This is a genomic window from Tabrizicola caldifontis (assembly GCF_004762095.1).
Taxonomy (GTDB): domain Bacteria; phylum Pseudomonadota; class Alphaproteobacteria; order Rhodobacterales; family Rhodobacteraceae; genus Tabrizicola; species Tabrizicola caldifontis.
Window position 1 is genome coordinate 41,859 of sequence record NZ_SIJH01000016.1, and the last position, 20,223, is coordinate 62,081.

21 protein-coding genes are annotated in these 20,223 nt (G+C 63.5%); 14 read left to right on the forward strand and 7 right to left on the reverse strand.

The window, feature by feature from the left end:
- Positions 1-35: 35 nt before the first annotated feature.
- The gene (locus tag EYB42_RS14200; protein WP_135450786.1) at positions 36-1,646 is read right to left on the reverse strand and encodes a phosphoenolpyruvate carboxykinase; all 1,611 of its coding nucleotides are present in this window, start codon (positions 1,644-1,646) and stop codon (positions 36-38) included.
- A gap of 357 nt (positions 1,647-2,003) precedes the next feature.
- Here EYB42_RS14200 and EYB42_RS14205 point away from each other — a divergent pair, with 357 nt between their 5' ends.
- The 7 genes from EYB42_RS14205 to EYB42_RS14235 are packed head-to-tail and all read left to right on the forward strand — an operon-like array spanning position 2,004 to position 7,344.
- Complete coding sequence (locus EYB42_RS14205; protein ID WP_135450787.1) at positions 2,004-2,705, forward strand: response regulator transcription factor; 702 nt, start codon at positions 2,004-2,006, stop codon at positions 2,703-2,705.
- A 12-nt stretch (positions 2,706-2,717) separates the two neighbouring features.
- Positions 2,718-4,415, forward strand: coding sequence for a sensor histidine kinase (locus EYB42_RS14210; protein ID WP_135450788.1), 1,698 nt, complete (start codon positions 2,718-2,720; stop codon positions 4,413-4,415).
- Complete coding sequence (locus tag EYB42_RS14215; RefSeq protein ID WP_135450789.1) at positions 4,412-4,831, forward strand: HPr kinase/phosphorylase; 420 nt, start codon at positions 4,412-4,414, stop codon at positions 4,829-4,831. Before EYB42_RS14210 ends, EYB42_RS14215 begins: the two co-directional genes overlap by 4 nt.
- A gap of 19 nt (positions 4,832-4,850) precedes the next feature.
- On the forward strand, positions 4,851-5,759 hold the full coding sequence (gene rapZ, locus EYB42_RS14220; protein ID WP_135450790.1) for an RNase adapter RapZ: 909 nt from the start codon (positions 4,851-4,853) through the stop codon (positions 5,757-5,759).
- Positions 5,756-6,151: a PTS sugar transporter subunit IIA gene (locus EYB42_RS14225; protein WP_135450791.1), complete on the forward strand. Its 396-nt coding sequence runs from the start codon at positions 5,756-5,758 to the stop codon at positions 6,149-6,151. The genes rapZ and EYB42_RS14225 overlap by 4 nt, the downstream gene beginning before the upstream one ends.
- Positions 6,152-6,154: 3 nt before the next feature.
- A complete protein-coding gene (locus tag EYB42_RS14230) occupies positions 6,155-6,424 on the forward strand; it encodes an HPr family phosphocarrier protein (protein ID WP_135450792.1) in 270 nt (89 codons plus the stop codon).
- Positions 6,425-6,453: 29 nt separating this feature from the next.
- Positions 6,454-7,344, forward strand: coding sequence for a lysophospholipid acyltransferase family protein (locus tag EYB42_RS14235; protein WP_240784183.1), 891 nt, complete (start codon positions 6,454-6,456; stop codon positions 7,342-7,344).
- A 314-nt stretch (positions 7,345-7,658) separates the two neighbouring features.
- Here the strand turns inward: EYB42_RS14235 and ettA are convergent, their stop codons facing one another.
- On the reverse strand, positions 7,659-9,314 hold the full coding sequence (gene ettA, locus EYB42_RS14240; RefSeq protein WP_135450793.1) for an energy-dependent translational throttle protein EttA: 1,656 nt from the start codon (positions 9,312-9,314) through the stop codon (positions 7,659-7,661).
- Positions 9,315-9,439: 125 nt separating this feature from the next.
- Between ettA and EYB42_RS14245 the strand changes: the two genes are divergently transcribed.
- Complete coding sequence (locus EYB42_RS14245; RefSeq protein ID WP_135450794.1) at positions 9,440-10,042, forward strand: nicotinate-nucleotide adenylyltransferase; 603 nt, start codon at positions 9,440-9,442, stop codon at positions 10,040-10,042.
- Between the two features lie 59 nt (positions 10,043-10,101).
- Entirely contained in the window at positions 10,102-11,598 is a 1,497-nt protein-coding gene (gene dacB / locus EYB42_RS14250; protein ID WP_240784185.1) for a D-alanyl-D-alanine carboxypeptidase/D-alanyl-D-alanine endopeptidase, read from the forward strand.
- Positions 11,599-11,745: 147 nt separating this feature from the next.
- On the opposite strand, the gene parA is transcribed toward dacB, so the two are convergent.
- Entirely contained in the window at positions 11,746-12,375 is a 630-nt protein-coding gene (gene parA, locus EYB42_RS14255) for a ParA family partition ATPase (RefSeq protein ID WP_135450795.1), read from the reverse strand.
- A 245-nt stretch (positions 12,376-12,620) separates the two neighbouring features.
- Here parA and EYB42_RS14260 point away from each other — a divergent pair, with 245 nt between their 5' ends.
- Positions 12,621-12,827: a cold-shock protein gene (locus tag EYB42_RS14260; protein WP_103258321.1), complete on the forward strand. Its 207-nt coding sequence runs from the start codon at positions 12,621-12,623 to the stop codon at positions 12,825-12,827.
- A gap of 42 nt (positions 12,828-12,869) precedes the next feature.
- Here the strand turns inward: EYB42_RS14260 and EYB42_RS14265 are convergent, their stop codons facing one another.
- On the reverse strand, positions 12,870-13,301 hold the full coding sequence (locus EYB42_RS14265) for a hypothetical protein (RefSeq protein ID WP_135450796.1): 432 nt from the start codon (positions 13,299-13,301) through the stop codon (positions 12,870-12,872).
- 269 nt (positions 13,302-13,570) lie between these two features.
- Here EYB42_RS14265 and EYB42_RS14270 point away from each other — a divergent pair, with 269 nt between their 5' ends.
- Positions 13,571-14,317, forward strand: coding sequence for a class II aldolase and adducin N-terminal domain-containing protein (locus tag EYB42_RS14270; RefSeq protein ID WP_135450797.1), 747 nt, complete (start codon positions 13,571-13,573; stop codon positions 14,315-14,317).
- On the opposite strand, the gene EYB42_RS14275 is transcribed toward EYB42_RS14270, so the two are convergent.
- Positions 14,305-15,102 carry a DUF6473 family protein gene (locus EYB42_RS14275; RefSeq protein WP_135450798.1) on the reverse strand — a complete coding sequence of 266 codons (798 nt, stop codon included), beginning with the start codon at positions 15,100-15,102 and terminating at the stop codon, positions 14,305-14,307. The genes EYB42_RS14270 and EYB42_RS14275 overlap by 13 nt on opposite strands.
- 231 nt (positions 15,103-15,333) lie before the next feature.
- Between EYB42_RS14275 and EYB42_RS14280 the strand changes: the two genes are divergently transcribed.
- The gene (locus EYB42_RS14280; RefSeq protein ID WP_135450799.1) at positions 15,334-16,209 is read left to right on the forward strand and encodes a 3-hydroxybutyryl-CoA dehydrogenase; all 876 of its coding nucleotides are present in this window, start codon (positions 15,334-15,336) and stop codon (positions 16,207-16,209) included.
- 306 nt (positions 16,210-16,515) lie between these two features.
- On the opposite strand, the gene EYB42_RS14285 is transcribed toward EYB42_RS14280, so the two are convergent.
- Positions 16,516-16,935 (reverse strand): tellurite resistance TerB family protein, encoded by a 420-nt coding sequence (locus EYB42_RS14285; protein WP_135450800.1) that lies wholly within the window; start codon positions 16,933-16,935, stop codon positions 16,516-16,518.
- Positions 16,936-17,043: 108 nt separating this feature from the next.
- Between EYB42_RS14285 and EYB42_RS14290 the strand changes: the two genes are divergently transcribed.
- Positions 17,044-18,624 carry a lysine--tRNA ligase gene (locus EYB42_RS14290; RefSeq protein ID WP_135450801.1) on the forward strand — a complete coding sequence of 527 codons (1,581 nt, stop codon included), beginning with the start codon at positions 17,044-17,046 and terminating at the stop codon, positions 18,622-18,624.
- Between the two features lie 43 nt (positions 18,625-18,667).
- Here EYB42_RS14290 and EYB42_RS14295 read toward each other — a convergent pair whose 3' ends face one another.
- A complete protein-coding gene (locus EYB42_RS14295; protein ID WP_135450802.1) occupies positions 18,668-19,537 on the reverse strand; it encodes a CHAD domain-containing protein in 870 nt (289 codons plus the stop codon).
- A gap of 130 nt (positions 19,538-19,667) precedes the next feature.
- On the opposite strand from EYB42_RS14295, the gene EYB42_RS14300 reads away from it, so the two are divergent.
- Positions 19,668-20,072: a DUF4864 domain-containing protein gene (locus tag EYB42_RS14300; RefSeq protein ID WP_346763310.1), complete on the forward strand. Its 405-nt coding sequence runs from the start codon at positions 19,668-19,670 to the stop codon at positions 20,070-20,072.
- The last annotated feature ends 151 nt before the right edge of the window (positions 20,073-20,223 follow it).

Genomic DNA, 20,223 nt, shown 5'->3' on the forward strand with positions numbered 1-20,223 from the left:
TTGCCGACGAGGCGACGACGATGCACGACGAGGCCTCAGCCGATTGCCGCCGCCCTGACGTCGGCATCGATATGCGGCACATACTGGGCGAAGTTCTTCTGGAACATCGCCACCAGTTTCGCCGCCTGCGCGTCATAGGCGTCAGGGTCGTCCCATGTGAAACGCGGATCCAGAAGCGCCGAGTCGACGCCCGGCACCTCGATCGGCACCTCGAAGCCGAAGACCGAATCCTTGCGGAAATCGACACTGTTCAGCGAGCCATCCAGCGCCGCTGCCAACAGCGCCCGCGTCGCCTTGATCGGCATCCGCCGCCCCGTTCCATAGGCCCCCCCCGTCCAGCCAGTATTGACCAGCCAACAGGAAGCGCCGGTCTTGGCAATCTTGGCTTGCAGCAGCTTGCCATAGACTTCGGGCCGACGCGGCATGAATGGGGCACCGAAGCAGGTGGAGAAGGTGGGCTGCGGCTCGGTGATGCCGCGTTCGGTCCCAGCGGCCTTCGAGGTGAACCCCGACAGGAAGTGATACATCGCCTGCGCGGGTGAAAGCCGCGCGATGGGCGGCAGCACGCCGAAGGCATCGCAGGTCAGCATCACCACATGCCGCGGCGGCCCGCCAAGGCCGGTGGCGCTGGCATTCGAGATCGCCTCTAGCGGATAGGCGCAGCGCGTGTTTTCGGTTAGGGAGCGGTCGGAAAAGTCCAGTTCCAGGGTATCGGGGTTGTAGACCATGTTTTCCACCACCGTGCCGAAGCGGTGGGTGGTGGCATAGATCTCGGGTTCGGCCTCGGGCGACAGGTCGATGGTCTTGGCGTAGCAGCCGCCCTCAAAGTTGAAGATGCCGCGATCCGACCAGCCGTGTTCGTCATCCCCGATCAGCGTGCGGTCGGGCGAAGCGGACAGCGTGGTCTTTCCGGTGCCCGACAGGCCGAAGAATACGGCGGCATCGACCGGATTGCCGATGGCGTGGTTGGCGCTGCAATGCATCGGCATGACGCCGCTTTCCGGCAGAAGGTAGTTCAGGACCGTGAAGACCGCCTTCTTGTTTTCCCCGGCATAGGCCGTGTTCGCGATCAGCACGGTCTTTTCATCAAAGTTCAGCACGATCGCGGTTTCGGTCCTGCAACCGTGGCGGGCCGGGTCGGCCTTGAAGGACGGAAGATTGATGATCGTCCAGTCCGGGGTGAAGCTGTCCAGTTCCTCCCGCGCCGGGCGGCGCAGGAGGTGGCGGATGAACAGGCCATGCCAGGCAAGCTCGGTCACCACGCGCACATCCAGCCGGTGCATCGGATCGGCCCCGGCATAGAGATCCTGAACGAAGACCTCACGTCCTTTCACATGTTCCAGCATGTCGGCCTTCAGCCGGGCATAGGCCTCTGGCGTCATGGCGGCATTGTTTTCCCACCAGATGGTGTTCTCGGTCGTGGCGGTGCGGACAACGAACTTGTCTTTCGGCGACCGGCCGGTGAACTGGCCCGTTGTACACAGAAACGCGCCGCCCTGGCCCAGACGACCTTCGCCACGCGCGACGGCCGCTTCGACCAGTGCCGCCTCGACATAGTTGTAATGGGCGACCGCCACACCCGAAATACCCTGGTGTTCCAGCTGGTGAACCGGGTTCACGCGTCCGCGGGTCGTTCCATCCGTCATCCTGCAAGCTCCGAAAGCCGCGGCACATGGGCGGCGGCAGTTTCCGTTCATGGCATCCGCAAGACCGGATGCCCCGACACCCCCATGAACGGGGAAGCCATGAAAGGGCTATAGCATGACGGTCTCAGCCCAGAATAGCCTATTTTCAATGCGTTAGCGCAATCATCCCGACGTTAGCGCCACCATTTCGGAAAGCCTGCCGGTTCCGGTGCCCTGTGGCAGAACTGTCGGCGAAATTGCCACCCTTTGCCGTAGTTCTGCCAAGGTGATTCGCTTTACTGTTGATTATCCGTGTTCAACGCCTGACAATGTGAGAAAAATATTGATCGGGCAGGAGCAGTTACAGGGAGGTCGAAGATGTCGCGCATCGCCCTTGTGGACGACGACAGAAACATTCTGACTTCGGTCTCGATGACCCTTGAGGCTGAGGGCTTTGAGGTCGAGACCTACAATGACGGCCAGTCCGCGCTTGAGGCGTTCAACCGCCGAATGCCCGACATGGCCGTGCTTGATATCAAGATGCCGCGCATGGACGGCATGGACCTTTTGCAGCGCATGCGCCAGAAAAGTTCGATCCCCGTGATCTTCCTGACCTCGAAGGATGACGAGATCGACGAGGTGCTCGGCCTGCGCATGGGTGCGGACGACTATGTGAAGAAGCCGTTCAGTCAGCGCCTACTGGTCGAACGGATCCGTGCCCTGCTGCGCCGTCAGGAGGCAATAAATACCGGAGAAGCCGCGGCGACCGAGGAAACCCGGATGATGGAGCGCGGCAACCTGCGGATGGATCCGCTGCGCCATTCGGTGACCTGGAAGGGAAGGGAGGTCTCTTTGACCGTGACCGAATTCCTTCTGCTGCAGGCGCTGGCCCAGCGGCCGGGGTTCGTGAAATCCCGCGACCAGCTGATGGATGTAGCCTATGACGACCAAGTCTATGTCGATGACCGCACGATCGACAGCCACATCAAGCGGCTGCGCAAGAAGATGCGCTCGGTTGACGAGACATTCTCGGCGATCGAGACGCTCTATGGTATCGGCTATCGCTACAATGAAGAGTGACACTGCCCCAAAATGACCTCGGCCCCGCGCCTGTCCAGCATGGAGGACCAGCCGCCGAAGCGCTCGGGTGATGTGCTTCTGGGCGAAGACTGGGTGTCGCCCGATGCGACCGTAGAACGGCTGAAGGAAGGCCGCGGCGCGCGCAGCATCGTCGCGCTGAACCGCTCGCCCCTGGCCCGCAAGATCGTCGTCTTCAACCTGATGGCGCTGGTCATGCTGGTGGTGGGCATCCTGTTCATGAACCCGTTCCGCGACAGTCTGGCGTTGCAGCGCCAGCAGGCGATGGCGCGCCAGGCAGAGCTGATCGCGCAGATCTACGAAGCCCGGCTTCGCCCCGGCTCTGCCGGTTTCGATTTTCGTCAGCCGCTGGAAGGCATGAACATCGATCCGTTCCTCGAAGTGTTCGTCTTCGATCCGACGGGGCGCATCGTGGCGTCGAAATCCGGCCAGGGAACCGACACGCTGGTGACCGACCCCGGCCGGCCGACCATTCTTGCGGATTTTCTTGAAGGGGTCTGGAACGGGGTGACCGTGCTGCTGCGTCAGGGGCGCGGAGTGCGGACCGAAACGATCGACCCTGCACAACGGGCCCTTGCCGCATTCGAAGGCGCGCGCGCAGGCGACACGTTCAGCCGCACCACGAAGGACAGCGAAGGCAGCCTGCTGTTTTCCGTCGCCTCGCCGATTGTCGTTTCGGGCGAGGTGGTGGGAGCGGTCGCGATCACCTCGACCTCGGCCGAGATCGACCGCCTTGTGCGCTATGAGCGCGAACAGATCCTGCAGATGTTCCTGCTGGCTGTTGTCGTTTCGATCGGACTTAGCCTGATGCTGGCCTCGACAATCTCGAATCCGCTGTCCGACCTGGCCGCGGCTGCCGAAATCGGGCGGGACCGCGACGCCCGCCGGGTTGCACCCAGCCGGGTCCGCATTCCCGACCTTGCTGCCCGACCGGACGAGATCGGTCGGCTTTCGGTCGCGATGCGCGGGATGGTCGCAGCGCTCTACGACCGGATCGACGCCAACGAACAGTTTGCAGCTGACGTGGCGCACGAGATCAAGAACCCGCTGGCCAGTCTTCGATCGGCAGTAGGCTCGCTGCGCTTCGTGAAGAGGGACGAACAGCGCGAGAAGCTTCTGGATGTCGTGGAACACGATGTCCGCAGACTGGACCGGCTGGTCAGCGACATTTCCAACGCCTCGCGGCTGGACAGCGAACTGGTGAAGGAGGAGGAGGAAGAGTTCAACCTTCTCAAGACCGTATCCAATCTTTGCCAGTATCTGTCGCAGCAGGCAGGTGAGAAGGGGGTCGACTTCATCATCGACCTGCCCTCTGAACCGATCATGATTCACGGACTGGAGGCGCGGCTGGCGCAGGTCTTCGTCAACCTCGTGACCAACGCGATTTCCTTCTGCGAGGAAGGCGATGCCGTGCGGGTCTGGGCACGGCGCCGGGAAAACCGCGTGCTTGTCGTGGTCGAGGATACCGGCCCCGGCATCCCCGAACAGGCGCTGACCAAGGTCTTCAAGAGGTTCTACTCTGAACGGCCAAAGGATGACTTCGGCAACCACTCGGGCCTTGGCCTTGCGATCTCGAAGCAGATCGTCGAGGCCCATGGCGGCGTGATCTGGGCCGAAAACATCCGCCCGACCGCCGCGGATCCGACCTCTGAACCCCTTGGCGCGCGCTTCGTCGTCGGCCTGCCGGTGTGAGCGCGACGATCCTGCATGCCTCGTGCATTTCGGTTGACGGGCGAGGACTGCTGATCCTTGGCCCGTCAGGTTCGGGCAAATCCTCCCTCGCGCTGCGGCTTATGGCGCTTGGCGCACGGCTTGTGGCCGATGACAGAACCGAAGTCGTCGCCATCGACAACCGGCTGATTGCCCGCTGCCCTCCTGCGATTCGCGGTCTGGTCGAAGCGCGCGGCGTAGGGCTGCTGCGGGCCGAGACATCGGGCGAGGTGCCGGTCGTCCTTGTCGCCGATCTTGGCCGGACCGAAGAGCAGCGCCTGCCCCCATATCGCCGGATAACGCTGATGGGATGCGAGCTGGACCTTGTGCTGCATCCGCGAAACGACCATTTTCCCGAAGCGCTGTTGCTCTATCTTCGCAACGGTCGGCAGGCATGATGCCTCCGGAGACCCAGGAATGACCAACGTGTCTGACCACCGCCTGATCCTCGTTACCGGCCCCTCCGGCGCCGGACGGTCGACGGCGATCCGCGCGCTTGAGGATCTGGGTTACGAAGGCATCGATAACATTCCGCTCAACCTTGTGCCCCGCCTGACCGAGGGTCCGCCGCTGGACCGGCCGATTGCGCTGGGCCTAGATGTCCGTAACCGCGATTTCAACGCCACGGCACTGATCGAACTGATCGAGACCCTTACCCGAAATCCGCGCGTATCCCTTGAAGTTCTCTACCTGGATTGCGAACCCTCGGTTCTGATCCGCCGCTTTTCTGAAACCCGCCGTCGACATCCGCTGGCCCCCTCTGAAACGCCGACACAGGGCGTCGAGCAGGAAATCGACATCCTGGCCCCGATCAAGGTCAGGGCCGATCATCTGATCGACACGACCGACCTTACCCCGCACGACCTGAAGGCAGAGATTGCCAGCCGTTTCGAGGCCGGGCCCTCTGGTCGCATGTCGGTTTCGGTGCAGAGCTTCAGCTATACCCGCGGCATCCCGCGCGGGGTGGACATGGTCTTCGACTGCCGTTTCCTTGCCAATCCCCATTGGCAACCTGACCTGCGGCCACTGGACGGCCGCGACGCGACCGTTGCGGCCTTCATTCGCAAGGATCCGCGTTTTGCGGAATTCTTTCAGAAATTGTGTGACCTGCTGCTGTTTCTGCTGCCGGCGCATCTGGCCGAGGGAAAGGCGCATCTCGCCATCGGCTTTGGCTGCACCGGCGGGCAACACCGGTCGGTTGCGGTGACCGAACTTGTGGGTAATGCGCTTGCAGAGGCGGGCTGGGCGGTGTCAAAACGACACCGTGAACTGGAACGACGGGCAGCCACCGGGCTGTCCGACGCAGGGAAGGTGGCTCAGGCTTGATCGGGATCGTGATCGTGGCTCATGGCGGTCTTGCGCGCGAGTATCTCTCGGCGGTGGAACATGTCGTGGGCAAGCAGAGCGGGGTCATGGCGATCTCGATCGAGGACGATCATGACCGTTCGGCCAAGCAGGCCGAGATCTGTGCCGCGGCTGATGCGGTGGACACGGGGCAGGGCGTGGTCCTGGTGACCGACATGTTCGGCGGATCGCCGTCGAACCTTTCACTTCCGGCCTGCGCGGCCAGCGGGCGGCGTATCCTTTATGGTGCGAACCTGCCCATGCTGATCAAGCTGGCCAAGTCGCGCGACCTGGCCGTATCCGATGCCGTGGCTGCCGCGCTGGACGCAGGGCGAAAGTACATCAACAGTCTTGATCTTGGGGGCGGAGCCTGAGGGATGGAAATCCGCACGTTGAAGATCGTGAACGAAAAGGGCTTGCATGCCCGGGCCAGCGCGAAATTCGTCGAGGTGGTCGAGGCACATGACGCCGATGCCGAGGTCTCGAAGGACGGCATGACGGTGTCGGGCGACAGCATCATGGGGCTTTTGATGTTGGCAGCCTCGCGCGGAACCACTATTGAGGTCCGAACCTCCGGCGCCGAAGCGGGGAAGCTCGCCGATGCCCTGGAAGCCCTGGTTGCGGCCCGCTTCGGTGAGGAGTATTGAAGCGCGCTGGGGATGAAGGCAGTCGCTTCGTGTCAGAACAGTCGCAGATCGATGGGACGGTTGAGCCGCTGGAGGTCACGCAGATCCGGCGGGCCGAGCGCAAGTATGACATGCGCCGCCTCAGTTATGCGGGCACGTTCAAGAACCCGGTCAAGGCCAACACGATTCGCACCATCGAATGGTTGACCGCTAAGGTCCAGCTTCTGCGGCTGATCCGCCAGTTCGAGAAGTCAGGCGCCCCTTTCGGCCCGCCATTCTGGCCGAAGGCGATCCGCCATATGGGCATCCGCATAGACACCCCAGCCGAGGAAATCGCCCGAATCCCCAGGACCGGCCCCCTGGTCGTGGTGTCGAACCATCCGTCGGGGCTGGTGGACGGCATGGTGCTGGCCGAGATGGTCAACCGGGTCCGTTCCGACTTCAAGATCCTGACCCGTTCGCTTCTGACCGGGATCCCCGAGGTCGAGGAGTTCATGATCCCCGTGCCCTTCCCGCACGAGGACAACGCCCGCGAGCTGGGTCTGCAGATGCGGGAGGAGACGATGAAGCACCTGAAGGCCGGGGGGGTGATCATCCTGTTTCCGGCCGGCAAGGTAGCGATGTCCGAAGGCTGGTGGGGGCCTGCGGTCGAGGGTGAGTGGAATCTCTTCACGCACAAGATCGTGAAGTCCACCGGGGCCACGATCCTGCCGATCTACTTTCCAGGGCAGAACAGCCGCTGGTTCCAGATCGCCAATCAGATCAGCGACACGCTGCGGCAGGGGCTGCTTCTCTATGAAATCAAGCGCTGCCTGTTCAAACCGACGCGCCCCGTGATCGGCGAGCCGATCCTGCCGGATGAGCTGAAGAACTGGGAAGGCAATCCGCGCGGGTTCCTGGCCTGGCTGAGAGAGCACACGCTGGCCCTGGGGAAGTCGTGACCCCTGAAGGAGCCGGCGTCGCGGTACATGAATATTTAGCCAAAGTCGCGCTAAGCGAACCTGCTTTTCGGGCCCCCGCCTCTGGGCGCTATCCTCTGCCTTTGCCCGACGGACGCCGGAGGCATCCGGAAAACCCGATGGCCCGGGAAACCCGGCCTTTGGCGCAAGTGAGGACCCGGCCCGACCGTCCGGCGCATTGCGGCCCCGTGGCGCATCGTCCGCTCTTCCCATGTCTTTGACCGATCACCAGACAAGACACGACCCGCCCGTTGCCGGGCGGGTCGCATCGGATCTTCTTCCGTGAACCGAACGGGTCAGCGGGCGAAGCGCTTGTATTTCACCCGCTTCGGCTCCAGCGCGTCGGGCCCAAGGCGGCGGATCTTGTCGGCCTCATATGCCTCGAAGTTGCCCTCGAACCATTCCACATGCGCGTCGCCCTCGAAGGCAAGGATATGAGTGCAGAGCCGGTCGAGGAAGAAGCGGTCGTGGCTGATGATGATCGCACAGCCGGCGAAGTCTTCGATCGCAGCCTCGAGTGCCTGGAGCGTTTCCACGTCGAGGTCGTTGGTCGGTTCGTCGAGAAGCAACACGTTGCCGCCGGATTTCAGGAGCTTCGCCATGTGCACGCGGTTGCGTTCGCCGCCCGAGAGAAGACCGACCTTCTTCTGCTGGTCGGTGCCCTTGAAGTTGAAGGCGCCGGTATAGACACGGGAGTTCATCTGCATGTCGCCCAGATGGATGATCTCGGCCCCGCCCGAGATTTCCTCCCAAACCGTCTTTTCGGGGTCGAGCGCGTCGCGCGACTGGTCCACATAGGCCAGCTTCACCGTCTCGCCGATCCTGATCGTGCCCGCATCGGGCTGTTCCTGGCCGGTGATCATGCGGAAAAGGGTCGATTTTCCGGCCCCGTTCGGCCCGATCACGCCGACGATGGCACCCGGCGGGATGGTGAAGGACAGATCCTCGATCAGAAGCTTGTCGCCCATCGCCTTGCGCAGGCCCTCGACCTCGATCACCCGGTTGCCCAGGCGTTCGCCGTTCGGGATGATGATCTGCGCAGTCGAGGCACGTTCCAGGACGGTCTGGCCGGCCAGTTCGTTGTAGCGCTGGATACGGGCCTTCTGCTTGGCCTGGCGGGCCTTGGCGCCCGAGCGGATCCATTCCAGTTCCTTCTCCAGCGCCTTCTGGCGCGATTTGTCTTCGCGCGCTTCCTGTTCCAGCCGCTTGGCCTTCTGCACCAGCCAGGCCGAATAGTTGCCCTCGTAGGGAATGCCGCGTCCGCGGTCGAGTTCCAGGATCCAGCCGGTGATGTCGTCCAGGAAATAGCGGTCGTGGGTGACGATCAGGATCGTGCCCTTGTAGTCGATCAGGTGCTTTTGCAGCCAGGCGATCGATTCCGCGTCAAGGTGGTTCGTCGGTTCGTCGAGCAGCAGCATATCCGGCTTTTCCAGCAGCAGCCGGCACAGCGCCACCCGGCGCTTTTCGCCGCCCGAAAGCGTGGTCACGTCGGCATCGTCCGGCGGGCAGCGCAGCGCATCCATGGCGACACCCACGGTGGCTTCGAGTTCCCACAGGTTCTCGGCGTCGATCTTGTCCTGCAGGGCGGCCATCTCGTCCGCCGTTTCGTCCGAATAGTTGACGGCAAGTTCGTTGTAGCGGTCCAGGATCGCCTGCTTGTCGGCGACGCCCAGCATGACGTTGCCCTTCACGTCGAGCGTCGGGTCAAGCTGTGGCTCCTGGGGCAGATAGCCCACGCGCACGCCCTTGGCGGCCCAGGCTTCGCCTTTGAAATCCTTGTCGATGCCCGCCATGATCTTCAGCAGCGTGGATTTCCCCGCGCCGTTCACGCCGACGACACCGATCTTCACCCCGGGCAGGAAGTTGAGACTGATGTTCTCGAAGCATTTCTTTCCGCCGGGATAGGTCTTGGAGACATTCTCCATGTGATAGACGTATTGGTAGCTGGCCATGGGTAGGGTTCCTGAATTCGGGGGTTGGCGCGTATGTAGCGGTGAAGGGGCGTCGCTGCAACGGGAAGCGGGTTGTGCAGGCGCAGCGCTTCGGGTTTTCTGGCCGCGAGGGATGGAGAGTGCCGATGCGGGCGGGATTTCCGGTGGCCAGCCGGGGGATGGTGATTGGTCTCTTGGGCGGATCCTTCGATCCGGCACACGAGGGCCACGTCCACATCACCCGAGAGGCATTGAAACGCATGGGGCTGGATCAGGTATGGTGGCTTGTCACGCCGGCAAACCCGCTGAAGGCGCGGCAGCCCGCGCCAATGGCGGACAGGCTGGCGCGGGCCAGAAAGTTGATGCGGCATCCGCGTGTCAGGATCACGGCGCTTGAAGCGGAGTTGGGAACGCGGGCGACAGCGGACACGATTGACCGGCTGCGGGCCATCTATCCCGGTGTCACCTTTGTCTGGCTGATGGGGGCGGACAATCTGGTGCAGTTCCATCACTGGGGACGCTGGCGCGACATCCTTCGCAGCGTTGCGGTGGGGGTGCTGGCGCGGCCGGGGTCCGGCGTTGCCGCTCGGCTCAGCGTCGCGGCCCGGGCCTTCCGGGTGCATCGCGTGGCACGCGGTGAGACGTTGCGGGGGCACAAGCCTCCGGTCTGGGCGTTCGTGAACGTGCCAATGAACGATGCCTCTTCGACCGAGATCCGCGCCCGCGGCGGTTGGAGATCGGGGCGCTGAACGCCTTGTGAACGGCAGCGCAGCATCGTCATGCTGGAGGAATCGCCCGGATCGGCGCTATGAGCGGGATGATGGAGGATGGATCGGTGCTGACGCGGCGGATGATGCTGGCCGGACTGCTGGCGGGGGCAGCCTTCCCCGGCTGGGGCGAGGTCATGGACAGCTCTCCCCGGCCCGTGCCCCGCGGTGGAAAGGCCGCGGCGGCGGTCGGTGCCTCGGCCGGTGATGCCGCGGCGCTGGTCGCCGCGGCGAAGCTGGGTGGCGAAGTTGCCTATGCGGTAGCCGATGCCCGGACGGGAACGATCCTCGAGTCGCGGCAACCCGATCTGCCTCTGCCGCCCGCGAGTGTCGTCAAGGCGGTCACCGCCCTTTATGCGCTGGACCGGCTGGGCGCGGGCCACCGGTTCACGACCCGGGTACTGGCGACAGGGCCGGTTCAGTCGGGAATCGTGCAGGGGGACATCGTGCTTGTCGGGGGCGGCGACCCGACCCTGCAGACAGATCAGCTAGGCGATCTGGTGGCGCGGCTGGCCGGATCCGGCTGCAAGGGCGCGACCGGGCGTTTCCTGTATTGGGACGGCGCGCTGCCCGTCATGAAGGAAATCGCCGAGGATCAGCCGGTGCATGTCGGTTACAACGCTGCTGTCTCGGGGCTGAATCTGAATTTCAACCGCGTGCATTTCGAATGGAAACGTGCCGGAAGCGACTGGCAGGTGGCCGTGGATGCCCGGGGCGAAAGGTTCCGGCCCGAAGTCGGCATGGTGAGCGTGGCCATTGCCCGCCGTGATGCGCCCACTTTTACCTATGCCCCGGGCCTGGTCGAGGAATGGACGGTGGCTTCGGCGGCACTGGGCAAGGATGGCAGCCGCTGGCTGCCCGTTCGAGACCCCGGCCGATATGTGGCCGATGTGTTCAGGACGCTGGCCCTGGCGCAAGGAATCCGGCTGGAGCCGGGGGGTCGCGTCGATGCGCTGCCGGGGGGAACCGAACTCGGCCGCGTGGAAAGTGAGCCGCTTACTGTCGTCTTGCGCGACATGCTGCGCTTTTCCACCAACCTGACAGCGGAATGCGTCGGGCTGGCCGCATCGGGACGACACAATCTTGCATCCTCAGGGCAGGCCATGGCGGATTGGGTGCAGGGCAGCTTCGGTGTTCGGATGGCAATACGCGATCATTCGGGCCTTGGCGGCGCCTCGCGCGTGACGGCCTCGGCGATGATAAGCATACTTGCCCAGGCCGAACGCGAGGGACGCGGGCTGAAGCCGATCCTGCGCGATGTCGGCATGAAGGACGACAAGGGAAAGATGGTCGAACGACACCCAGTGAAGGTGCTTGCCAAGTCGGGAACGCTGAATTTCGTCTCCGGGTTGGCCGGCCATATTGTTCCGCCATCGGGGCGAGAACTTGTTTTTGCCATCTTCACCGCTGACCCGGCGCGCCGCGATGCGGTTCCTGTTGCCTTACGGGAATCGCCGGAAGGCGGAAAGGCCTGGATAGGCCGTTCCCGTCGCCTGCAGGGACAGCTGATCAACCGCTGGAGTGCGCTCTATCTCTGACCTGGCAGCGCCACGCGCCCTGATCGCCCGCAAAGAGGGGGGTCTTGCGGCAAATCGCGGGTTTTGGATCAGAGGCAGCCGTCCGGCGTCATGCGTGCGGCTGCAAGGCAGATTCGATGCGGTGGGAAAGGGAAGCCAACTTCCCTGCTAGCGGGACAGATCCAGCAGACCCAGAACCTCATCGGCAAGGCGCGCGACCTCTTCGGCTGCCCGGCTGCGTACCTCGACGGCGCCGAGCCCCTGCCCAAGTGTTTCGGCATAGACGACACGCTGACCCAGGCTTGCCTTTGCCACACCGCCAACCTCTGCCGCGGCTGCGGCAACCTGGTCTTGCAGTCTGGTTCCCGACTTGACCCGGTTCAGGACGATGACCGCGCGCCTGCCTTCCCGTTCGATCAGGTCAAAGACGCCATCCGTTGCCCACAGGTCCACCATCGACGCTGCAACCGGGACCAGAACAAGATCCGCCTCTCTCAGTGCAGGTCGCAGATCGGCATCCACTTTGGGGGGCGTATCGACAATTACCAGATCGGCCTGCCGTTTCAGTTTCTCGCATTCATATCCGACGCCCCAGGCAGAGGCTGTGGAAAGTTCCATGCCAGCCTCGCCCAACCGCTCACGTCGTGACAGGAACCAGCGGCCAAGGCTGCCCTGGGGATCGGTGTCAAGAAGCGCGATGCCGAGACCTCGGCGGCGTAGTTCGACCGCGAGGTTGACGGCAATCGTCGTCTTGCCTGAGCCGCCCTTCTGTTGCGCCACGGTCAAGACCTTGCCCATTGCGAATCCCTCTTTTGCCGCAATGCAGCATAGCGTTTTTCGTGCGCATGGCACAGTCTGAAACGGCCCTGAGCGGCCGGGACTGTGGAAGCTCTTGGAACTCTGGGTGAAATGTGCGATGTTATGACTGCGACGTTATCTTTTCGACCACTGTCTCCGACCTTCGGCCACAGCAATCGACTTCAAGCTGACGGGGCCGGGCCGCCGCACTTCCGCGGGCGGCAGACTAGACAGGAGACTTCACGATGGCCAAAGGCACCGTGAAATGGTTCAATGAAACCAAAGGCTACGGCTTCATCGCCCCGGAAGGTGGCAAGAAGGACGTGTTCGTTCACATCACCGCTCTGGAGCGCGCGGGACTGCGCAGCCTGAAGGATGGCCAACCGGTCACCTTCGACATCGAGGCAGGTCGTGACGGGCGCGAATCCGCCACCAACCTTGCCTTGGCCTGAGCCGACGACAATGGCCGGGGGCAGTGAACTGCCCCTGGTCTTCTACATGTAGGTCACGGTTGCCCTGTCGCGCAGAACGTGGTCGAAGCCGAAACGGAACGCCTCCTCCGAGACGACTTCCGGAAGGCAGACGGCAGCGCGGCGCCCCAGCGGATAGGCTGGTTCATCAAACTCGCAGCTGACCAGCATCACCCGCATCCGTGCATCGGCGGCAATCAGCGTGGCAATCGCCCGTTCGGCAGCCGTGACGCCGCCGAACCCGTCACAATCCATCACGAAAAGATCGTAGCCGAGCGGATCGCCCAGAAGCGTGTTCAGGGCCGTGTCGAAGGTAGTCTCGATGTCAAGAAGGCTGCCATATTGGGCAAGACGCCTTGCTGTGGCACCGTCGGTCTGGTCGGTAAGAAGCAGCACACGAACGCCGGGCGCAGCGGCATGAAGCGGCTTCTGGCCTGTCCCGATCAAGATGTGCACGCGCGTTGCCTCCACCAAACCTCATCATTGTCTGGACCAGCAATGCGCCTAGCATCAGCCGGAAAAAAGGAAAGTCACAGGCATTTTAGGGCGTCCGGGCCACATTCCCGTCTTGGTTGCCCAATTGGCCGTGTCCACCCTCGCTTGGGTTGCATCTGCGGCCCGTCGCGACCTTCCGGCTATTCTTGGTCACCTTGATAAACCATTTTGCGACCGATTGCAGCCCTTCCTGCGCTACAGTGACACAAGAGTGATTCGGAGCCTGCGCCATGAACCAGCACGCGAACCTGACCCACTGGAGCCTTCGCCAGGATCTTGCCGTCGCCTTTCGCTGGACTGCGCGTCTGGGGATGCATGAAGCAGTGGCCAATCACTTCTCGCTGGCCTTGAACCCGGAAGGCACACGTTTCCTGATCAATCCGAACGGGCGCCATTTCTCGCGGATCACCGCATCATCGCTGATCGAGATCGATGCGAACGACCCCGAAACCCTCTCGCGCCCGGATGCACCTGACCCTACCGCCTGGGGCCTGCATGGGTCGATCCATCGCACCTGTCCGCATGCTCGCTGCGTGATGCATGTCCATTCCATTCATGCCACGGTGCTGGCCAGCCTTGCGGACAGCCGCCTGCCGGCCATCGATCAGAACACGGCGATGTTCCATAACCGGCTGGTCGTTGACGAGCACTTCGGGGGCATGGCTTTCGAGGAAGAGGGCAAGCGATGCGCGTCTATGCTGTCCGATCCACGGATAACCACGATGGTTATGGGCAACCACGGTGTCCTGGTCATCGGCGCGACCGTTGCTGAAGCGTTCAACCGGCTCTACTATTTGGAACGTGCGGCCGAGACCTATATCCGCGCGCTGCAAACCGGGCGGCCCCTGCGCGTCCTTCCCGAGGAGATAGCCGAAAAGACGGCGCGCGAATGGGAAACCTACCCCGGCTTTGCCGATGCGCACCTGCGCGAGTTGCGCGCCATCCTGGATGAAGAAGACCCCGGCTACGCGACCTGACCGCAGGCCATCGCCGGACCCAGCTGCAGCGGAGCCGAGCATTGAGGTGCCAGAAGTGCCCGAATTTCCGTGGCAAGTCGGGTCGCGAGACCCGCTTCGGTCGTCTGACTTGGCAGGCAGGACGTTTGCATCCTGGCGCTGTCATCCCCCGCCGGCCCGGCGCCCCAAGCTTCGCAGTTGGGGGTGACCAGTTTCAGCGAACCGGCATGCCTGCTGCGCAGGGCCTCCTGCAAGGGGCGATCCACCATGTAGGGGTCTGTTTCACCGCACGCAGATGGGGGGGGCGGCCATCCCGGTGAAAGCAGTATTCGCGGAGCTGTAAGACGGTCCAGCATCTCGCCCATGCGGAGCAGCCAAGTGTTGTGGACGCTGCGGGCAACCTGTGCATGCCTGCCGGCATCCATCCGTTCCAGAACCTGATGCAGATGCCGGACATAGTGGATTTCGGCAAGCTCGACCTCGGGAAACAGCGCGCGCAGGGCGGGCGTTGTGGCCACAACGCGATCGTTTCGGCGGCTGTGGACCCTATAGTACGGAGTCGTAAGCGCCCCCGGCCATGGCAGCAGGATGACGACAAGCACGGCCCGGGCAGCAGTCTCAAGCAGCGCAGGGTTGGAAAGGTAGTAATCCGGCCCTGCATGCGGCGCGGCAAGGTTGACAGTCTTAAGACCCGCCGCAGACCCGATAAGTTCTGCGAAGGATTGCGCCGGATCCTCGCCAGCCAATTGCAGGCCACCCAGCAGGGCGATGAAGGGTCGTGAAGGATCGACCGGTCGCCCGGACACGGCCGGTCGTGAACATTGGTCATTGTCTGCAGCATGCTCATGCACCGTCGCACCCGCATGGATTGGCAGCATGGCCCCCCCCGTTCGCCATTCACCCGCCGCGAAGCCTGCCCAAGGGTGGTTGCCGAATGGCTAAAATCGGGCAGATGCCTAAACTTCTTGGCATTTCTCGCCGGCTTGCACGACTGCCGGGCAGCAGGCATAACCTGGGACGGCAGAAGGAGACGTGCGATGGAGATCAGGCAGGTGGGCGTGGTGGGCGCGGGGCAGATGGGTAACGGCATTGCCCATGTCTTCGCCTTGGCAGGCTATGACGTGCTGCTGAACGACATCTCGGAAGAGAGCCTTGCAAAGGCTTTGGCCACGATCGAGCGGAACATCGAACGTCAGGTGGCGCGGGGCAAGGTGTTGCCGGCCGACAAGCGCGCGGCGATGGAGCGGATCCGTACCACACTGAAACTGTCCGATCTGGGGCAATGCGATCTGATCATCGAGGCCGCGACCGAACGTGAAACGGTGAAGCAGGCAATCTTCGAGGATCTCATCCCGCATCTGAAGCCCACGACGATCCTGACCTCTAACACCTCGTCGATCTCTATCACCCGGCTGGCCAGCCGTACCGACCGGCCGGAAAAGTTCATGGGCTTCCATTTCATGAACCCCGTCCCGGTGATGCAACTGGTGGAACTGATCCGCGGCATAGCCACCGATCAGGAAACCGTCGATACCCTGCACGAGGTCGTCCGCCGCCTGGGCAAGACCGCCGCCCATGCCGAGGATTTCCCTGCCTTCATCGTCAATCGCATCCTGATGCCGATGATCAACGAGGCGGTCTATACGCTGTATGAGGGCGTGGGCTCGGTGCAGTCGATCGACCAGTCGCTGAAGCTGGGCGCCAACCATCCGATGGGCCCGCTGGAGCTTGCCGATTTCATCGGGCTGGACACCTGCCTTGCGATCATGAACGTGCTGCACGAGGGGCTGGCGGATACCAAGTATCGACCCTGCCCGCTGCTGACCAAATATGTCGAGGCCGGCTGGCTGGGCCGCAAGACGCAGCGGGGGTTCTACGATTATCGCGGCGAGGTGCCGGTGCCGACGCGGTGATCCTGACGGTCGGGTTCCAGCGCACCTCATTTCAGGCTGTCTGACTGAACCAGACGCTTGATGGCGACAGCCCCGTGATCAGGCCCGGAGGCCCGGACAGGGCGGCCGCAAGCCTTCCCGGCAAGGATTCATGGCAAACCGTGCGTCGCCAACTGGCCCGCCCCGACCCGACCATACGGATACTGCACTGCCGCACCTGGGCCGCGTGCGGTCTGGCTGCCGTCCGAGATGCCGAAGGACACGGAGACAAGTGCTGCGTTCCGGGCTCAAGGCCCCCAGCACCCGGGATCGAAACCCGCGATCGGGTTACAGGCCCATGTGCCGCACCCTTGCCCCCCATTCGATGGCGGCGGCGTGGAGGCGGTCGATCCTCAGTTCGTGGCGCACCTCTTCCAGCATCCGAAGCTCGACCTGGCTGTGCCGACCGTCAGCGGTGACGACGTCGCAGGCCAGCGCATAGGCGGTCTCGTAAAGGCGCTCGGGCAGGGCCTCGCGGATCAGGCCGAAGAGGGCGTCGAGGCCGTCTTCCTCTTCGAACAGGTCGAACACCGTTCGGGTGACGCGCTGGATCCGATCGGGGTCATATTCGGCGAAGATCGGCATGTGGTTGACCATGCGGGTAATGGCCACCAGTTCGGCCGTCCGCACATCCTGATCGGCGGCGGAACAGGCGACCATCACGGCGACGAGCGCGTCTTGCGGAGACATGGCGGGTGTGTCGGACATTGGGGCCTCGGCTGCGGTTTGCGGCAGATTATTGACGGGGGGGCGGTGGGGCAATAGAGGACGACGGGTCACGGGCACAGGGTCCGGGGCGTTTCAGGAGTGGCGGACATGACTTCCCTGCGCGATGCGGCGATGAATTCGAAGGCCTGGCCTTTCGAGGAGGCGCGCGCCGTGCTGAAACGCTATGGCGGCAAGGAGCCTGAAAAGGGCTATGTGCTGTTCGAGACGGGCTATGGCCCATCGGGCCTACCGCATATTGGCACTTTCGGGGAAGTGGCCCGGACGACGATGATCCGCCGCGCCTTCGAGATCATCAGCGACATTCCGACCCGGCTGATCTGTTTCAGCGATGACGTGGACGGGATGCGCAAGGTGCCTGACAACGTTCCGAACCAGGAAATGCTGCGGCAGCACATGCAGAAGCCGTTGACCAGTGTTCCCGATCCTTATGGGGAGTTCGAGAGCTTCGGCCACCACAACAACGCGATGCTGCGGCGGTTTCTGGATACGTTCGGCTTCGAATACGAGTTCATCAGCGCGACCGAGTTCTACAAGTCGGGCCGGTTCGATGACACGCTGCGGCTGGCGGCGGAGCGGTATGAGCAGATCATGGAGATCATGCTGCCGTCCTTGCGGGAGGAGCGGCAGCAGACCTACAGCTGCTTCCTGCCGATCCACCCCGAGACGGGGCGCGTGCTTTACGTGCCGATGAAGCATGTGGACAAGCGCGACCACACCATAACCTTCGACGACGAGGAGGGGCGCGAGTGGACGCTGCCCGTCACCGGGGGCCATGTGAAGCTGCAGTGGAAGCCGGACTTCGGCGCCCGCTGGGCCGCGCTTGGCGTGGATTTCGAGATGTACGGCAAGGACCACAGCACGAACACGCCGATCTACGACGGGATCTGCGAGGTCCTGGGCGGACGGAAGCCGAACCATTTCACCTATGAGCTGTTCCTGGATGAGAAGGGACAGAAGATCTCGAAGTCGAAGGGCAACGGGCTGACCATCGACGAATGGCTGACATATGCGGCGACGGAAAGCCTGTCCTATTTCATGTATCAGAAGCCGAAGACGGCCAAGCGGCTGTGGTGGGACGTGATCCCGAAGGCGGTGGACGAATATCACCAGCAGCTCAAGGCCTTTCCGGAGCAGAGCCTGGAGCAGCAGGTGAACAATCCGGTCTGGCACATCCACAACGGCAAGCCGCCGGAAAGTCGGATGGTGGTGAGCTTTGCCATGCTTCTGAACCTGGCCTCGGTCGCGGCGGCAAAGGACGCGGCGGGGCTGTGGAAGTTCATCCGCCGCTATGCCCCGGAGGCGAGCCCCGAGACGCATCCCGACCTGGATGCCGCGGCGGGCTATGCCGTCCGCTACTTCGCAGACAAGATCGCGCCGAGCCGTCATTTCCGGCTGCCCACCGAAAGGGAACGTGCGGCAATGGAGGATCTGGTGGCGCGGCTGAAGGTCTGGGACGGGGGGCTGGACGACGAGGCCTTGCAGTCGATGGTCTTCGCGGTTGGCAAGGATCACGGGTTCGAGCCGCTGCGCGACTGGTTCAAGGCGCTTTACGAGGTGTTGCTGGGCGCGTCGGAGGGTCCGCGTTTCGGAGGCTTCATCGCGCTTTACGGCGTGGAGGAAAGCGTGGCGCTGATCGAGCGCGGTTTGCGGGGCGAACTTGTCGGCTGAGCCGAAACACGCGCGAGGCTGATATGCAGCTTTCCGACCCGGATCAGCGGGACCGGTGCCAGAGCTTGAGCCACGCAACCCAGGTATCAGCCATGGCTTCCGGGTCGCCGGCCAGAAGGCGGTCGCTGGCGGGGAATGCCCTGGCCAGGATGTCCGACCGGGCCTGGTCGATCTGCGCCTGAACCAGATCTCGCGCCGGGCCGGGCAACAGATCCTCGGGCAGGACGGCCAGATGGTTGGCCAGGATGGCCAGATCGTTATGGTTGCCTAGCGCCTCGCCCAGGGCGTCGGCCTCTGCCGTGAGAACGCGGAAGAGGTCGGGCCATACCGGAACGACCAGGCGGGTCTGATACCAGAGATCCTTCACGCGCTTGCGCCACTCGTGGACAAGATCGGCGCGTTCTGGCGCCTTGCGCGCGGCGTCGCAGGCCTGACGCGCCTTCCGGCGGGTGCGGGCGAGGCCATCCTTCAGCGCGCGATGCGGTTTGCCCTGCAGCCGCCAGGTGGCCGCCTGATCCCTGAGGTCCGACAGCCTTTCGGAAAGACCGTGCGGGATGTCCTGTGCAGGGGCGAGACTGTCGGCGACGAGGCGGATGCGCAAGGGCTGCAGGGCTTCGGGCGGTTCCGGGAAGAGGCGGTCGAACGTTGCCAGACGCACGGCCGCGTCACGCCGGGCAGAGAGTGCGGCCGCCACCTCGCGCAGGACGGCGTTGGCGGCGGGCTGTTCGGGCAGGGCCGAACGGAAGAGCCGTAGCAGGGCACGGGTCTTCTTCAGATTCTTGCGGATGCCATGAATGGCCTCGGGCGCAGGGACAGCCTCGAAGCGGTTCAGCGCTGTCGAAAGTTCCTCCGTCGCGATCCGGCGAAGGCTGTGATCGGGCGAGCGGTCGTCGCGGTGGAAGGCATAGGCCATGTGGTGGCTCCTGCGGCGGTTGGTCAGGCGGTCTTGCGGTCGATGTGGGGCCAATCCGCCGCCGTCGCAAGCAGGACTTGGTAGGTCGTGGTTGCAGCCTAGCTGACAGGTACGCAGTCCGGAGGGCCCGATGATGCGATCCCTTATTCTTGGATCCACCCTTGTCCTGGGCCTGAGCCTGGCCGCAGATGCGCAGGAGGGCCCGATCCGCGAGACGATCCGGCGACAGATAGAGGCGTTTCAGGCCGACGATTCCGCCCGCGCCTTCACATTCGCCAGCCCGACGATCAAGGGCATCTTCGGCACGCCTGAGAATTTCGGCGAAATGGTAAAGAACGGCTATCCCATGGTCTACCGCCCGGCCCAGGTCGAGATGGGAGAGCTGCGCACTGTTGCGGGAAATCTCTGGCAGCGGGTGCACATCGTCGATCAGGCGGGGCGCGCCTGGGCGCTGGACTACATGATGGTCGAGACGCCCGAGGGCTGGCAGATCAATGCCGTGCACATCCTTCCGGCGCCGGAGGTTGGCGCCTGAGGCGGTCAACCTTGCCCCGCTCGTTGCCCCTCTCCCCACAAGGGGGAAGGGCGTCACCGGGATGGAACGGCGTTGCGCGGCAGTCGCGCTGGCGCGCGGCGGTCTGAGAGTGGCTTAAGCCTTCCCTGCTACCTCGTCATGCCCAAGGCGG

What these genes read in the sequence shown, in the direction of transcription:
- EYB42_RS14200 (WP_135450786.1), bottom strand. Translation starts at nt 1,646, where the DNA reads ATGACGGATGGAACGACCCGCGGACGCGTGAACCCGGTTCACCAGCTG.
- EYB42_RS14205 (WP_135450787.1), top strand. Translation starts at nt 2,004, where the DNA reads ATGTCGCGCATCGCCCTTGTGGACGACGACAGAAACATTCTGACTTCG.
- EYB42_RS14210 (WP_135450788.1), top strand. Translation starts at nt 2,718, where the DNA reads ATGACCTCGGCCCCGCGCCTGTCCAGCATGGAGGACCAGCCGCCGAAG.
- rapZ (WP_135450790.1), top strand. Translation starts at nt 4,851, where the DNA reads ATGACCAACGTGTCTGACCACCGCCTGATCCTCGTTACCGGCCCCTCC.
- EYB42_RS14230 (WP_135450792.1), top strand. Translation starts at nt 6,155, where the DNA reads ATGGAAATCCGCACGTTGAAGATCGTGAACGAAAAGGGCTTGCATGCC.
- ettA (WP_135450793.1), bottom strand. Translation starts at nt 9,314, where the DNA reads ATGGCCAGCTACCAATACGTCTATCACATGGAGAATGTCTCCAAGACC.
- EYB42_RS14245 (WP_135450794.1), top strand. Translation starts at nt 9,440, where the DNA reads ATGCGGGCGGGATTTCCGGTGGCCAGCCGGGGGATGGTGATTGGTCTC.
- dacB (WP_240784185.1), top strand. Translation starts at nt 10,102, where the DNA reads ATGAGCGGGATGATGGAGGATGGATCGGTGCTGACGCGGCGGATGATG.
- parA (WP_135450795.1), bottom strand. Translation starts at nt 12,375, where the DNA reads ATGGGCAAGGTCTTGACCGTGGCGCAACAGAAGGGCGGCTCAGGCAAG.
- EYB42_RS14260 (WP_103258321.1), top strand. Translation starts at nt 12,621, where the DNA reads ATGGCCAAAGGCACCGTGAAATGGTTCAATGAAACCAAAGGCTACGGC.
- EYB42_RS14270 (WP_135450797.1), top strand. Translation starts at nt 13,571, where the DNA reads ATGAACCAGCACGCGAACCTGACCCACTGGAGCCTTCGCCAGGATCTT.
- EYB42_RS14280 (WP_135450799.1), top strand. Translation starts at nt 15,334, where the DNA reads ATGGAGATCAGGCAGGTGGGCGTGGTGGGCGCGGGGCAGATGGGTAAC.
- EYB42_RS14285 (WP_135450800.1), bottom strand. Translation starts at nt 16,935, where the DNA reads ATGTCCGACACACCCGCCATGTCTCCGCAAGACGCGCTCGTCGCCGTG.
- EYB42_RS14290 (WP_135450801.1), top strand. Translation starts at nt 17,044, where the DNA reads ATGACTTCCCTGCGCGATGCGGCGATGAATTCGAAGGCCTGGCCTTTC.
- EYB42_RS14295 (WP_135450802.1), bottom strand. Translation starts at nt 19,537, where the DNA reads ATGGCCTATGCCTTCCACCGCGACGACCGCTCGCCCGATCACAGCCTT.
- EYB42_RS14300 (WP_346763310.1), top strand. Translation starts at nt 19,668, where the DNA reads ATGATGCGATCCCTTATTCTTGGATCCACCCTTGTCCTGGGCCTGAGC.